The organism is Roseovarius pacificus (assembly GCF_900142665.1).
Lineage (GTDB): Bacteria > Pseudomonadota > Alphaproteobacteria > Rhodobacterales > Rhodobacteraceae > Roseovarius > Roseovarius pacificus.
Genome location: NZ_FRBR01000005.1, coordinates 155,435 through 169,147, shown reverse-complemented (window position 1 = coordinate 169,147; position 13,713 = coordinate 155,435). Strand labels below are relative to the sequence as shown.

Sequence of the window (13,713 nt, the reverse complement as noted above, 5' to 3'; positions counted from 1 at the left end):
CTTTCACCTAATGCGGAACGGCGGCAGATGGAAGACTCAGCCAAGAACCGCCCAGAGGATCAGCCCCTGCGCGCCGTAATACAACACCCACAAGGCCGGGCTGATAATCCGGTGCAACGGGCTGGCCGGATCGAGGCAAAACAACTGAACGGCCAGAAGCGTATCCGACGCAATGAACGCCCCCGCCCCGATCAACGCCACGTTCAGCCCGCCGGGAAGCGTCAGCGCGGCCAGCCCCATCAGGGTGATCAGCACCACGTAAACCCGCACGGGCCATTTCATGTCACCGGTATGGGGGGCCAGCCAGATTTCCGACGCGATCGCATAGAGGATCAGCCCGATTGCGGGCAAAAGCGGCGGCAGCCCGCTCCCCAACCCGGCAAACAGCGCGATATAGGCGACATGCGCCAGGGCGAAACTGCACAGGCCAACCAGAAAGGCGCGCTCGCCCGACCGCGACAAGGCCAGATCGCCAACCGCGGACAGGGCCAGAGCGCACACCAGCAAAACAGGGGCCCCATGCAACGATGCCAACACGGCAAGCGCCCCAATGGCCCCAGTTTTTATGGCCGAACGCAACAGCGACGGGTCACGAAAACAAAACCATCCCCCATAGAGCAGAGCGGTGACTCCGCTGACGGACGCCAGCACACCGATCATATCTCGTCAGGGAAATGCTTCATCGTCAGCCGGATCGGATTGGGCGCGGCCTGCCCCAGACCGCAGATCGACGCATCGCCCATCGCCTGGCACAGTTCTTCCAGCAGCGGTTGATCCCAACTGTCAGCCTGCATCAGCTTGACCGCCTTTTCGCAGCCCACCCGGCAGGGCGTGCATTGCCCACAGCTTTCATCCTCGAAGAACCGCAGCATGTTCAGCGCCGCCTGTTTCGCGCTGTCCCGGTCCGACAGAACGACCACGGCCGCCGACCCGATGAACGTGCCATGCGGTTGCAGCGTATCGAAATCCAGCGGGATATCGTTCATCGACGCGGGCAGCAGCCCCGAGGACGGACCGCCCGGCTGATACGCCTTGAACCTGTGCCCATCCGCCATGCCCCCGGCGGCCTCGATGATATCGGTGATGGTCGACCCGGCCGACAGCAGATGCACGCCCGGATTTTTCACCCGCCCCGACACCGAGTAAGAGCGCAACCCCTTGCGCCCGTTCTTTTCGACGCCGGACAGGATCTCGCCGCCCTCGCGCAGTACACGCGCCACCCAATAAAGCGTCTCGATATTGTTCACCAGGGTCGGGCGATTGAAAATCCCCACCTGCGCCACGAAGGGCGGACGGTGACGCGGCAGGCCGCGCTTGCCTTCGATCGATTCGATCATCGCGGATTCTTCGCCGCAGATATAAGCGCCCGCGCCGCGGCGCAGTTCGATATAACCCGGCTCGACGATCCCGGCCCGTTCCAACGCGGCGATCTCACGGCGCAGGATGTCCAGAACAGCGGGATATTCATCGCGCATGTAGATAAAACATGTCTCGGCCTCGACCGCCCAAGCGGCAATCAGCATTCCCTCAAGGAAAACATGAGGTTGCCGCTCGAGGTAAAAGCGATCTTTGAAGGTGCCCGGCTCGCCCTCGTCACCGTTCACGGCCAAATAACGCGGCCCCGGCTCGGCCCGCACGAACCCCCATTTGCGCCCCGACGGGAAGCCCGCACCGCCAAGCCCGCGCAGGCCCGCATCCAGCAGTTCCTGCTGCACGGTCTCGAAATCCCCGCCCTCGCGCAGCCGGGACAGCACGTCATACCCACCCTCCGCGCGATAGGCCTCCAACCCCTCGTACTCCGGCACATGCGCATGGGTGTCGCCCGCCGCAATCGCCGCCTGCACCTTTTCCGGCGTGGCGTGGTCGATATGGTTATGGCCGATCTCCAGCACCGGCGCCGTATCGCAGCGGCCCATGCACGGCGCGCGCAGCACCCGCACCTGTGCCGGGTCCAGGCCTTGCTCAAGCGCCTGCTGCAATTGCCCGGCCCCCGCCAGCTCGCAACTCAGCGAATCGCACACCCGAATCGTCAGGGCGGGCGGCGGGGTCTCGCCCTCTTTCACCACGTCGAAATGGGCGTAGAAACTCGCCACCTCGTAAACTTCGGCTTGTGCGATGCGCAGCGCCTCGGCCAGAGCGCGCAAATGGGCTGCGGACAAATGGCCGTATTCGTCCTGAATCAGGTGCAGGTACTCGATCAGCAGATCACGGCGCAGCGGGCCATCGCCCACCAGGGCGCGCAGATCGTCTATCGCCTGATCGTCCAACTGGCGGCCCTTGGGCGTGACACGCCCCTTGCCCTTGCCCGACTTCCAGACGCCCTTGCGATCATCCAATGCCATTTGCCTGTTCCCTGATCCGGTTCGAGCCATCAGATACCGCCCCGGCCATCCATTCGCCTGATCAAAAGCGACACCTGCGCTACTGGAAGCGTTCGCGCAGAGGCGAAATCCTATACGGTGTTTCCTATAATGCGCATATCGGGGTCATTCTGCCTACCCCCGCTCAACTGTTGCAAATATCTGGCCTGCGGGCGATCTCTCTGCCAGACTGGCCGCATGAAACGAACCGCACTCGCCTGTTGCCTGCTCCTGTCCGCCACGCCCTTGCGCGCCGATCCCGTTATGAGCGCCGAGGCGTTCGATGCCTACACCCGTGGCAAGACCTTTTACTACGCCAGTCAGGGCGCGCCCTATGGGGCCGAGGAATACCTGTCCGACCGCCGCGTGCGCTGGTCGTTTCTGGACGGCGAATGCAAGGACGGGCGCTGGTTCGAACAGGACGGGCTGATCTGTTTCGTCTACGAAGACCGCCTCGAGCCGCAATGCTGGAGCTTCACGCAAAGCGCCTCGGGCCTGATCGCCCGGTTCGTGTCGGAAGACAGCGAAACCGAACTGTACGAAGTCGAGAAAAGTGCGGAACCACTGGAATGTCCAGGCCCTGAAATCGGCGTTTGAGCATCACATATGCGATCTTAAATACGCTCACATCCACAGCTATACGCAAAATTCTTACAAAAACCGCACAATTCAGACCATTCAGAACAAACTGCCCTGATCCGGCGGATCGGCTTTCGGTTTGGCCGGTTTCGCGGCCTTGCGTGCCGGTTTCGTCCCCGAGGTTTCAGCCCCGGCCTCCCGGTCCAGCAACAAGCGGCCATCGGAAAATTCGATCTCCAAAGCCTCTGCCCTGGATGCGGCAACCTTGGTGGTCACCACGTCGCCATCGCCGCGCACCACCGCATAACCCCGCTTCAGCGTCGCCTTGTAGCCAAGCGTTTCGCGCAGCCGGTCCAATCCGCCAATCCGGTCGCGCCACCCCTTGGTCTGCCGCGTGGCCGCATCCGAAAATCGTTGGTTGATCTGCCCAAGCTGAACCTTCTTTTGCGCGATATCGCGCTCGATGGGCCGCAGATTCAGCCGGTCAGCCCGGCGATCCAGCGCCTCGCGCTTGGCCGCAACGCCGCGCAGCAGCGCCGGGTCCAGCCGCGCACCCCACGATTTCAACCAGTCCTGCCGCCCGCTCAGCCGCGATTGCAGCGTACCGGGGCGCAAGGCCCCCGACGCCTCGTAGAGCCGCACCCGGCGGGTCTGCACGGTACGCGTCAACGCGGCAGGCAACCGATCCGACCACGCATCGAGACGCTGGCGCGGCCCGTCCAGCAGACGCTCGGGGCGGGGCAAGGCGCGCGCCAGATCGCGCAGCCGCTGGCCACGCGCCGTGACGCCCGAGGTCAGCGCATGGGTCAGACGCGCCTCCTGATTATCCAGCCACGCCAGCAGGTCCAGCCGCACCGGAACCGCCAGTTCCGCCGCCGCCGTGGGCGTCGGCGCGCGCTGATCGGCGGCAAAGTCGATCAGGGTCGTATCCGTTTCGTGCCCGACGGCGGAAATCAGCGGTATCTCGCTGGCCGCCGCCGCGCGCACCACCGATTCCTCGTTGAACCCCCACAGATCCTCGATACTGCCCCCGCCCCGCGCCACGATCAGAAGGTCGGGACGCGGCAGCGCACCGCCGGGCGTCAGCCGGTTGAACCCCTCAATGGCGCGCGTCACCTCGGGTGCGCATTTCTCGCCCTGCACGGCAACGGGCCAGATCAACACCTTGCGCGGAAAACGATCCCGCAGCCGGTGCAGGATATCCCGGATCACCGCCCCCGAAGGCGAAGTCACCACCCCGATCACCTCGGGCAGGAACGGCAGGGGGCGCTTGCGCTCGGGCGCGAACAGCCCCTCACCGGCCAGTTGCGCCTTGCGTTTTTCCAGCATGGCCATCAGCGCGCCCATGCCCGCCGGTTTGATATCCTCGATCACGATCTGATAGCGCGACTGCCCCGGAAACGTGGTCAGCCGGCCCGTGGCGACCACTTCCATGCCTTCCTCGGGTTGTACCGACAGACGCGACGCGACCCCTTTCCAGATCACCCCGGCCAGCACCGCACGATCGTCCTTGAGGTCCAGATACACATGCCCCGAGCGCGGGCGGCTGACGCGCCCGACCTCACCCTTGACCCGGACATGGGCGAATTCACCCTCGATCACGCGTTTCACCGCCCCCGAAATCTCGGAGACTGAAAATTCCGGGGCGTTTTCGCCTTCCATGGGATCGTCGATCAGATCGGACATGCCTGCGCCTTGTGTCTGCCTGCGCGCCACCTTAGAACGCCTGTCAGGCAAGGCCAAGCAGGAGAGTGGCGGCATGAATATCCTGATCCTCGGTGGCGGCGGGCGCGAACATGCGCTGGCCTGGGCGGTGATGCAGAACCCCAAATGCGACAAGCTGATCGTCGCGCCGGGCAATGCCGGGATCGCACAGATCGCCGAATGCGCCAGCCTCGATGTGGAAAACGGCGCGGCTGTGGTCAATTTCTGCGAGGCCAACGCCATCGACTTCGTCATCGTCGGCCCCGAAGCCCCTCTGGCCGCAGGCGTCAGCGACCGGCTGCGCGATGCCGGGCTGCTGGTGTTCGGCCCCTCGCAGGCCGCAGCGGAGCTGGAAGCCTCGAAAAGCTTCACCAAGGCCATCTGCGATGCGGCAAACGCCCCCACGGCGGCCTATGCCCATTTCACCGATGCCGAAGCCGCCAAAGCCTATGTCAGATCCCGGGGCGCGCCCATCGTCGTCAAGGCCGACGGGCTGGCCGCCGGCAAGGGCGTGATCGTGGCCGAAACCGAAGATCAGGCGCTGGCCGCCATCGACGATATGTTCGGCGGCGAGTTCGGCGCGGCGGGTGCCGAGGTGGTGATCGAAGAATTCATGACCGGCGAAGAGGCCAGCTTTTTCGTGCTCTGCGATGGCGAATCCGCCCTGCCCATCGGCACCGCGCAGGACCACAAGCGCGTCGGCGAGGGCGATACCGGCCCCAATACCGGCGGCATGGGGGCCTATTCCCCCGCCCCGGTGCTGACCGACGAGATCGCGCAAAAGGCGCTCGACGAAATCGTCAAACCCACGCTGGCCGAAATGGCCCGGCGCGGCACGCCCTATCAGGGGGTGCTTTATGCCGGGCTGATGATCGAAAACGGCCAGCCCCGTCTGGTGGAATACAACGTGCGTTTCGGCGATCCGGAATGCCAGGTGCTGATGATGCGCCTCGGCGCGCAGGCGCTGGACCTGATGCAGGCCGCCGCCGAAGGACGGATCGCCGAAACGCAAGTCAACTGGGCCAACGATCATGCCATAACCATTGTGATGGCCGCCAGGGGCTATCCCGGCACCTATGAAAAGGGCAGCGTGATCAAGGGGCTGGACAATTGCGCCGAGGACAGTTTCCACATGGTCTTTCACGCCGGGACATCCGAAAAGGACGGGCAGATCCTGGCCTCGGGCGGTCGGGTGCTGAACGTCACCGCGCGCGGGGCCTCGCTCGAACAGGCCCGTGACCGCGCCTATGCCATGGTCGACCGCATCGACTGGCCCGAAGGCTTCTGCCGCCGCGACATCGGCTGGCGTGCGCTTGGATGATCCTGCGTGACAAGCCGGGCATCATGCAGCTGCTTTTTGCGCTGCGCGGCTCGGTCCTTCCCGCCATCCTGCCCCGCATCCTGAGCCTGTCGCTGATCGCGGCAGGGCTGGTTGCGATAGACCAGTACGTTTTCACTCTGGTTCATACCAACCCCGCCGCTTTTGCGGTGTTCGGCATAGCGCTGTCGCTGTTTCTGGGCTTTCGCAACAACGCCGCGTATGAACGCTGGTGGGAAGGGCGCCGGTTATGGGGGCAACTGGTGGCCGATATGCGGACATTGGCCCGCGAAACCGAGCTTTTCATCGAAAGCCCCGCCCGGCGGGAACGCATTCAGCGGCTGGCGCTGGCTTTCATCCATCACCACCGCATTCAGTTGCGCGGGCTCAGCGACCACAGCGGCGTGGAGGACTGGTCTGCCGAAAACTTCAGCACCGCGCCGCACCCGCCCTGCGGCGCGCTGAACCGCATGGCGCAGGAATTGCAGGCCGCCAGGACCGCAGGCGAAACCGACGGCTTCGGCCTCAAGGCGCTTGGCGAACGCATGGCCAGCATCGCCCTGGCGCAGGCCGGGTGCGAGCGCATCGCCGCCACGCCGCTGCCCTACGTCTATTCGCTGCTCGTGTTCCGCACGACCTATCTCTATTGCCTTCTGCTGCCTTTCGCGCTGATGGACACCGCTGGCTGGCTGACCCCGCTTTTCGTCTGCCTGGTGGCCTATGTGTTCTTCGGTCTGGCCGAAGTAACCGAGGAACTGGCCCACCCCTTCGGGGAAACGGTGAACGGCCTGCCGCTGGATGCCATGTGCCGCACGATCGAAATCAGCATGGCCCCGCATCTGGGGGTCGAGGCCCCGCCTCCTCTGAAACCCGACAACTATTACCTGAGTTGACCACGGATATCGCGGGGGCCAGCCCCCGCACCCCCGGAGTATTTCCGGAACGGTGAAGATCAGCGGCAGGAGTGCGCGGCGGTCATGCTGTCCGGTCCGGCATAAGGACCGAGATCGCGCGCGATGATCTGTCCCGCGTCAGCCCGGCGCCGTCGAGGTCCGCCAGCCTTGGGCGTGTATCTTCAAAAACCCTGTCGGGCCCGGCAGATACGGAATCGCGGAAAGCGGCCTACCCTGGCCCGGCGGTCCGATCCGCGCGGCCTGGTTATATCCCGCGCGGCAAGCGGCGTGGCGGCACTGACGAACAGCACGGCAAGGCCTGCAATCGCTGGCCCCGCCCGCATCGCTCAGATCTGTTTTTCGGGCATCCGGACGATCAGCCCGTCCAGCGCATCGGTAACCTTGAGCTGGCAGGTCAGGCGCGAACGTTCGGGATCGGGCTCATAGGCGAAATCCAGCATGTCCTCTTCCATGTCGTCCTTGGCGGGCAGTTTATCCACCCAGGCCGGATCGACATAGACATGGCAGGTCGAACAGGCGCAGGCACCGCCGCAATCCGCCTCGATGCCGGGAATATTGTTGTCACGCGCGCCTTCCATCACGGTCAGGCCATTGGCCACATCGACCACATGTTCGGTCCCGTTATGCTCGATATAGGTGATCTTCGCCATGAACTCCTGTTCTCCCTTGATGTGGCAGACACGCCCGTTACCTAGACAAGCCGACCCGGCCAGACCAGCCCCATTTGCGACCTTTCGGGAAAAGAGATGCGACAAAATCCGCATATTCTCACTTTGTTCCCCGGCGCGCGCCGCACAGCCCGGCTTTCCTGTCGGGCTCAAAACCGCTAGGGTATTGTAAAACAACGCCTCCGAGGCCCGAGCATGATCTCCCGCACCGCCTTTCCCGTCTTGCTGGCCTGTGGCTTGCTGATGGCCTGCAATCCGGACCGGCCGTCGGCGGTGACTGACCCCGAGATCGTGCAGACGCTGCAAGAGGCCCCTCCGGGTGCGCCCCCCGGCACCTGCTGGGGCAAGGATACCGCTCCCGCCGTGATCGAAACCGAGACCCGGCAAGTCCTGATGCAACCGGCGCAGGTTCTCGACGACGGCACGGTGGTCCAACCCGCGATCTACAAAACGGAAACCCATCAGGCGATCCTGCGCGAACGCAAGGTGACATGGTTTCAAACCCCCTGCGCCCGCGAACTGACCCCCGATTTCGTCGCCTCGCTGCAACGGGCGCTCAAGGTGCGGGGCCACTACCGCGGCCCGGTCACGGGCCGCATGGAGCCCCGCACCCGCGCCGCCATCCGGGCGTTTCAGGCGCCGCAGGGGCTCGATTCGGGTATCCTGTCGCTGGCGACCGCCCGGCAACTGGGCCTTGCCGTCGTCGCAGACCCGCAGTCTCCCGACTGAGCGTCGTATAGCGCTGGATTCGGCCTGAACCGGCCCGTCGATTCGCAAATCCTTTCGCAGTTGCCGCATGGCATTGTGACCGAAACACCACAGCCATCTGTTGGCGGCTTTGTCGTAATCCCTTCGAAACCGCCTTTGTACTGTGCGCTCTGCTCATTAAAACGGCGCAAAGGCCGATCCTGTGCATGCAATCGTTCATCGACTGCCTAAATAATCAAATAATTGCCTAACCTTAGGTCAGCTTTTCTTATGCATTTTCTGCATAGCAGCATTGATCACGCGGGGTATTGTGCACGCGCAGCATTGGCGTATCTTGAGGTCAACAGAAAGACATACACCCAAACGGTGTTCACCACTCAAATTCGGACGCAAGACGATGACTTTCGCAAACTACACCCGCGCAACGGAAACCGGCCTCGGACTGGAAATCAGTGCCGCTCTGCATCACCTGATGCAACGCTTTTCCGACTACCGCATCTATCGCGCCACTCTGAACGAATTGCAGAAGCTCGACGACCGTTCGCTGGCCGATCTTGGCCTGCACCGCTCGGGCCTGCGCTCGGCCGCACTGGAAGCCGTATACGGCATTCAGAACTAAAGATTTTTCGAGTTCAGGTGCTTCTCTCCTCCTCCCTGAAGCACCTGTCAATGGCGGCGGCTCCCCTCCTCCTCCCTTAGGAGCCGCCGCCCTAAAGACCCGGGTCGATCCAGACCCACAAGATTGCGATAGGCCCTCTCCTCCTCCCTGGGCCGCTCGTAAGATGGAACGGCGGCGCCTCTCCTCCTCCCTGGCGTCGCCGTTTTCTTTTTTGTGCCAGACACTTGACGGAGAGTGGCCCGACCTGCTCGTATCCCGGCGAACAACACGGGACAGCAAACATGAGCCTTTCCGCCGACACCCCTTCGATCCGTCAGGACATCATCGACGCCGTCGCCGATGGATTTGAGCGGCAAACCGAATTTCTCGCCGATTTCACCCGCATCCCCAGCACACGCGGACAGGAAGACCCCGCGCTCGACTTCATGGCCAAGGCCCTGAAGGAACGGCATTGGGACGTGGATGACTGGACCGTCCCGACAACCGCGCTGCGGGACCAGCCCGGCTTTTGCGATTGCAACGGCGAGGTCACGCATATCCGCTCGGTGGTCGGCACGCTGGACTCCGGCACCGGCAACGGGCGCTCGCTGATTCTGCAAGGGCATCTCGATGTCGTTCCCGAAGGCCCGCATGAAATGTGGGCAACGCCCCCCTATGATCCGCAAATCCGCGACGGATGGATGTACGGGCGCGGCGCGGGCGACATGAAGGCGGGCAAGGTCGCGGCCCTGTTCGCCGTCGATGCCCTGCGCCGGGCGGGCCATGCCCCGGCGGGCCGGGTGCATTACCATTCGGTCGTCGAAGAGGAAAGCTCGGGCCTCGGCGCGCTGTCCACCCTGGCGCGCGGCTATCGCGCCGATTGCGCCTTCATCCCCGAACCCACCGGCCTCGGGCTGGTGCGCGCGCAGGTCGGCGCGATCTGGTTCCGCCTCAAGGTGCGCGGGCGACCGGCCCATGTGGCCTATGCCGGCACCGGTTCCAGCGCGATCACCGCCGCGATGCACCTCATCAACGCGCTTCAGGACATGGAGAGCGACTGGAATGCCGAGGCCGCCAATCACCCGTATTACCGCGATGTCGCGCATCCGCTGAATTTCAACGCCGGTATGATCAGGGGCGGCGACTGGACCTCCAGCCTGCCCGCCTGGTGTGACGTGGATTGCCGCATGGGCCTGCTGCCGGGCGATGACGTGAACGCGCGCCGCGCGCAAATCGTCGAAACCGTCGAAAAAGCCGCCGCCAACCACCCCTTCCTGCGCGACACCCCGCCCGAAATCGAATGGACCGGGTTCATGGCCGATGGTTACGCGCTCGAAAACGCCGACGCCCCCGAGGCCGCGCTGGCCCGCGCCCATGCCGCCGCCACGGGAGAGGCCAAGCCCGAAGATCAGTCATGGACGGCCCTGACCGACACGCGGTTTTACGGGCTCTACCACGGCATCCCCAGCCTGTGTTACGGCCCCGAAGCCGACAGCATCCACGGCTTTGACGAAAAGGTGAACCTCGCCTCGATGCAACGCTGCACCGAGGTGATCGCCCTGTTCATCGCCGACTGGTGCGGATTGCGACAGATCGGCGGTTAATGCAGGGCCATCGCCCGCCGCCTGCGGCGCACCGGGCGCGCGGCGCCGCCGTTTCCGGCCTGTTTCAGAAACCCGACAAAGGCCTGCGCCGCCGGGCTGACGGCATTGCGCGCCTCCGGACAGTCCAGCGCGACCCGCGCCGCCCGTGCGGTCACCGCGTCCGGTTCCGCGAAAACCCATTCCAGAAATCCCATGCGCGCCACCGCCTCGGCCTCGGCCCCGGTTGCGTCGCTGGTTTCCAATCCGCTCAGAATGCGACCTGCACTCATTTCGTTCACTCCTTCGGCCACACCCCGGGCCAATCTGGGGCAAAGGACCTTGTGAACGAAACGAAACCGGACGCCCGGTTTCCCTCGTCCGCACCGCCCTCCGCAGCTTGACGTTTGTCCAAGGCTGGTTTCCGGGCTTGGCGGGATCGGATGCAGCGCCTTCCCGGACCTGTTCACGCGTCCAGTGGCCTTGTGCCGCATCCCCCATCCTTACCGTTGCGGGGGCAGCGCCGGAGTTTCACCGGCTTCCCAATTCTCCCGCATGATGCGGGCACCTCGGAGCCTGACTGTGGCGCAATCCTCGATATCTTGCAAGCTGTGAAACCGCCATTTCCGGCCCGTCACCGACATGCCGCAACCACCGTCCATTTCGAAATATTCCGCAGCTTGTGAGAATGGGATCAGAACGGCACGTCGTCCGTGCCCATGACGAATCGCGCCACCACTTTCTTGACGCCCGCCTTTTCGAAATCGATCTCCAGCTTGTCGCCCTCGATTCCGATGATCGCGCCATAGCCGAATTTCTGGTGAAACACCCGCTCACCCACCGTATGGGCGCTGACGGCCTGCGCGTCGATCACGCTGGATTTCGCCCCGCGCGGCTGGCTGGCGGGCCGATCGGCGGCACGTTCCTGCAACCGCCGCCACCCCGGCGAATTATAGACATTGGCCTCGGCCACGCGCTGCTCCAGCCCGCTTTGCGCCGCACCGCCCGCCGCCGCGCCATAGCCCCCGCCATACAATCCCGGCGGGGTCAGCACCTCGACATGCGCCTCGGGCAATTCGTCGATGAACCGCGAAGGCAATTGCGATTGCCACTGCCCATAGACCCGGCGGTTCCCGGCAAAGGAAATCGTGCAGAGTTCCTCGGCCCGCGTGATACCCACATAGGCCAGCCGCCGCTCTTCCTCGATGCCTTTCAGCCCGCTTTCGTCCATCGAACGCTGCGAGGGAAACAGCCCGTCTTCCCACCCCGGCAGGAACACGGCGGGAAATTCCAGCCCCTTGGCGGCGTGCAGGGTCATGATGGTGACTTTTTGATCGCCTTCCTCGCTTTCGTTGTCCATGATCAGGCTGACATGCTCCAGAAACCCGCCAAGGTTCTCGAACTGCTCCAGCGCCTTCACCAGTTCCTTGAGGTTCTCCAGACGCCCCGGAGCCCCGGGCGTCTTGTCGTTCTGCCACATCTCCGTATAGCCGGATTCGTCCAGGATGATTTCGGCAAAAACAACGTGATTACCTTGTAGAACTTCAATGTATCGCTCGATCACTTCAATTCTTGAACGATGCTGCTGCACCACCAACTCACATTCGGAAATGCGCGCTAGTTGTTCCTCGCGTTCTTCATCGGTCGAAAATTCTTGAATATCTGTAGATTGAAGGTTCGATAACTCTTCGGTCGCTTGATCCAATAGAATCTCATTTTCCCGAATTTGTTCACGAAACCTATCTATCTCTGCCTTGTCTCCTACACTTCGATTCAAATGCTGCCAGACAGCGAGTCTTTCGGTCAGTTCACGTAGCGCGGCACCACCCTTGCCCTTGATCGCGCCCTGCTCCACCGCCAGGGCCGCTCCGTCCAGCAAGGACACGCCATTCTCCCGCGCGAGCCGCTGGATCGTTTGCTGCGCCTTGTCGCCAAGCCCGCGCTTGGGCGTGTTCACGATCCGCTCGAAGGCCAGATCGTCCGCCGGGCTGACCACCAGCCGGAAATAGGCCATGGCATCGCGGATCTCCATCCGCTCGTAAAACCGCGGCCCGCCGATCACCCGATAAGGCAGGCCGATGGTCAGGAACCGATCCTCGAAGGCCCGCATCTGATGAGAGGCGCGCACCAGAATCGCCATTTCGTCCAACCCGATGGGCCGCATCCCGCGCGTGCCGCGCTGCATCGCCTCGATCTCTTCACCGATCCAGCGGGCTTCTTCCTCGCCGTCCCAATGGCCGATCAGGCGCACCTTTTCGCCCTCGGGCGCGTCGGTCCACAACTCCTTGCCAAGCCGCCCCTTGTTGGCCGCGATCACCCCCCCCGCAGCCGCCAGAATATGCGGGGTCGAGCGGTAATTCTGCTCCAGCCGGATCACCGTGGCGCCGGGAAAATCCTTTTCGAACCGCAGGATATTGCCCACCTCGGCGCCGCGCCAGCCATAGATCGACTGATCGTCGTCCCCCACGCAGCAGATATTCCTGTGCCCCCCCGCCAGCAGCCGCAGCCAAAGGTACTGCGCGACGTTGGTATCCTGATACTCGTCCACCAGAATATAACGGAACCAGCGCTGATACTGCGCCAGTATATCCGCATGCTGCTGGAAAATCGTGACCACATGCAACAGCAGGTCACCGAAATCCACCGCGTTCAGTTCACGCAGGCGGGTCTGGTATTGCCGATACAGCGCCGGGGCCTTGCCATCGAACGCCGATGCCTCTCCGGCAGGTACCGTATCCGGCGTCCAGGCACGGTTTTTCCAGTTGTCGATGATCCCCGCCAGTTGCCGCGCGGGCCAGCGTTTGTCGTCGATGCCCGCCGCCTGAATCAACTGCTTGAGCAGGCGAACCTGATCGTCGGTGTCCAGAATGGTGAAGTTCGATTTCAGATCGACCAGTTCCGCATGGCGGCGCAGCAGTTTCACACAGATCGAGTGGAACGTGCCCAGCCACGGCATCCCCTCCACCGCCTCGCCCAGCATCCGGCCCACGCGCTCTTTCATTTCGCGCGCCGCCTTGTTGGTGAATGTCACCGCCAGAATCTCGTTCGGACGGGCCGAGCCGGTGTTCAGCAGATGCACGATACGGGTGGTCAGCGCCTTGGTCTTCCCGGTCCCTGCCCCGGCCAGCATCAACACGGGGCCATCCAGCGCCTCGACCGCCGCGCGTTGCTCGGGGTTGAGATCGTCGAGATAGGGCATCGGCCGCGCCGCCATGGCGCGCGCGGACAGGCTGGCGCCTTCGAAGGCGTCGGATTCGTCATAACTGCTCATGCCGCTCAGAATA

At 63.7% G+C, this 13,713-nt stretch carries 12 protein-coding genes and 1 riboswitch; of the genes, 6 read left to right on the top strand and 6 right to left on the bottom strand.

Annotated elements, in window-relative coordinates:
- Positions 1-36 precede the first annotated feature (36 nt).
- Together BUB53_RS11105 and BUB53_RS11100 are read right to left on the bottom strand one after the other, a co-directional pair.
- Positions 37-660 (bottom strand): lysoplasmalogenase family protein, encoded by a 624-nt coding sequence (locus BUB53_RS11105; RefSeq protein WP_073034827.1) that lies wholly within the window; start codon positions 658-660, stop codon positions 37-39.
- Positions 657-2,342: an NAD(P)H-dependent oxidoreductase subunit E gene (locus BUB53_RS11100; RefSeq protein ID WP_073034826.1), complete on the bottom strand. Its 1,686-nt coding sequence runs from the start codon at positions 2,340-2,342 to the stop codon at positions 657-659. Before BUB53_RS11100 ends, BUB53_RS11105 begins: the two co-directional genes overlap by 4 nt.
- A gap of 216 nt (positions 2,343-2,558) precedes the next feature.
- Here BUB53_RS11100 and BUB53_RS11095 point away from each other — a divergent pair, with 216 nt between their 5' ends.
- Positions 2,559-2,957: a hypothetical protein gene (locus BUB53_RS11095; RefSeq protein WP_073034825.1), complete on the top strand. Its 399-nt coding sequence runs from the start codon at positions 2,559-2,561 to the stop codon at positions 2,955-2,957.
- Between the two features lie 81 nt (positions 2,958-3,038).
- Here the strand turns inward: BUB53_RS11095 and xseA are convergent, their stop codons facing one another.
- Entirely contained in the window at positions 3,039-4,625 is a 1,587-nt protein-coding gene (gene xseA, locus BUB53_RS11090) for an exodeoxyribonuclease VII large subunit (RefSeq protein WP_073034824.1), read from the bottom strand.
- A gap of 73 nt (positions 4,626-4,698) precedes the next feature.
- Between xseA and purD the strand changes: the two genes are divergently transcribed.
- Both purD and BUB53_RS11080 read left to right on the top strand, forming a co-directional pair.
- On the top strand, positions 4,699-5,964 hold the full coding sequence (gene purD / locus BUB53_RS11085; protein WP_073034823.1) for a phosphoribosylamine--glycine ligase: 1,266 nt from the start codon (positions 4,699-4,701) through the stop codon (positions 5,962-5,964).
- Positions 5,961-6,854, top strand: a complete 894-nt coding sequence (locus BUB53_RS11080; RefSeq protein WP_073034822.1) for a bestrophin family protein — start codon at positions 5,961-5,963, stop codon at positions 6,852-6,854. The genes purD and BUB53_RS11080 overlap by 4 nt, the downstream gene beginning before the upstream one ends.
- Before the next feature lie 347 nt (positions 6,855-7,201).
- Here BUB53_RS11080 and BUB53_RS11075 read toward each other — a convergent pair whose 3' ends face one another.
- Complete coding sequence (locus tag BUB53_RS11075) at positions 7,202-7,525, bottom strand: 2Fe-2S iron-sulfur cluster-binding protein (protein WP_073034821.1); 324 nt, start codon at positions 7,523-7,525, stop codon at positions 7,202-7,204.
- Between the two features lie 213 nt (positions 7,526-7,738).
- Here BUB53_RS11075 and BUB53_RS11070 point away from each other — a divergent pair, with 213 nt between their 5' ends.
- From BUB53_RS11070 to BUB53_RS11060, 3 genes are all read left to right on the top strand, one after another.
- A complete protein-coding gene (locus BUB53_RS11070) occupies positions 7,739-8,272 on the top strand; it encodes a peptidoglycan-binding domain-containing protein (RefSeq protein WP_073034820.1) in 534 nt (177 codons plus the stop codon).
- A 376-nt stretch (positions 8,273-8,648) separates the two neighbouring features.
- Positions 8,649-8,870 carry a DUF1127 domain-containing protein gene (locus tag BUB53_RS11065; protein WP_073034819.1) on the top strand — a complete coding sequence of 74 codons (222 nt, stop codon included), beginning with the start codon at positions 8,649-8,651 and terminating at the stop codon, positions 8,868-8,870.
- A gap of 281 nt (positions 8,871-9,151) precedes the next feature.
- Positions 9,152-10,453 carry an ArgE/DapE family deacylase gene (locus BUB53_RS11060; RefSeq protein WP_073034818.1) on the top strand — a complete coding sequence of 434 codons (1,302 nt, stop codon included), beginning with the start codon at positions 9,152-9,154 and terminating at the stop codon, positions 10,451-10,453.
- Here BUB53_RS11060 and BUB53_RS11055 read toward each other — a convergent pair.
- Together BUB53_RS11055 and BUB53_RS11050 are read right to left on the bottom strand one after the other, a co-directional pair.
- Entirely contained in the window at positions 10,450-10,722 is a 273-nt protein-coding gene (locus tag BUB53_RS11055) for a hypothetical protein (RefSeq protein ID WP_229709533.1), read from the bottom strand. The genes BUB53_RS11060 and BUB53_RS11055 overlap by 4 nt on opposite strands.
- A gap of 105 nt (positions 10,723-10,827) precedes the next feature.
- A riboswitch (cobalamin riboswitch) is annotated at positions 10,828-11,016 on the bottom strand.
- A 107-nt stretch (positions 11,017-11,123) separates the two neighbouring features.
- Positions 11,124-13,700, bottom strand: a complete 2,577-nt coding sequence (locus tag BUB53_RS11050; protein ID WP_073034817.1) for an ATP-dependent helicase — start codon at positions 13,698-13,700, stop codon at positions 11,124-11,126.
- Between the last annotated feature and the right edge of the window lie 13 nt (positions 13,701-13,713).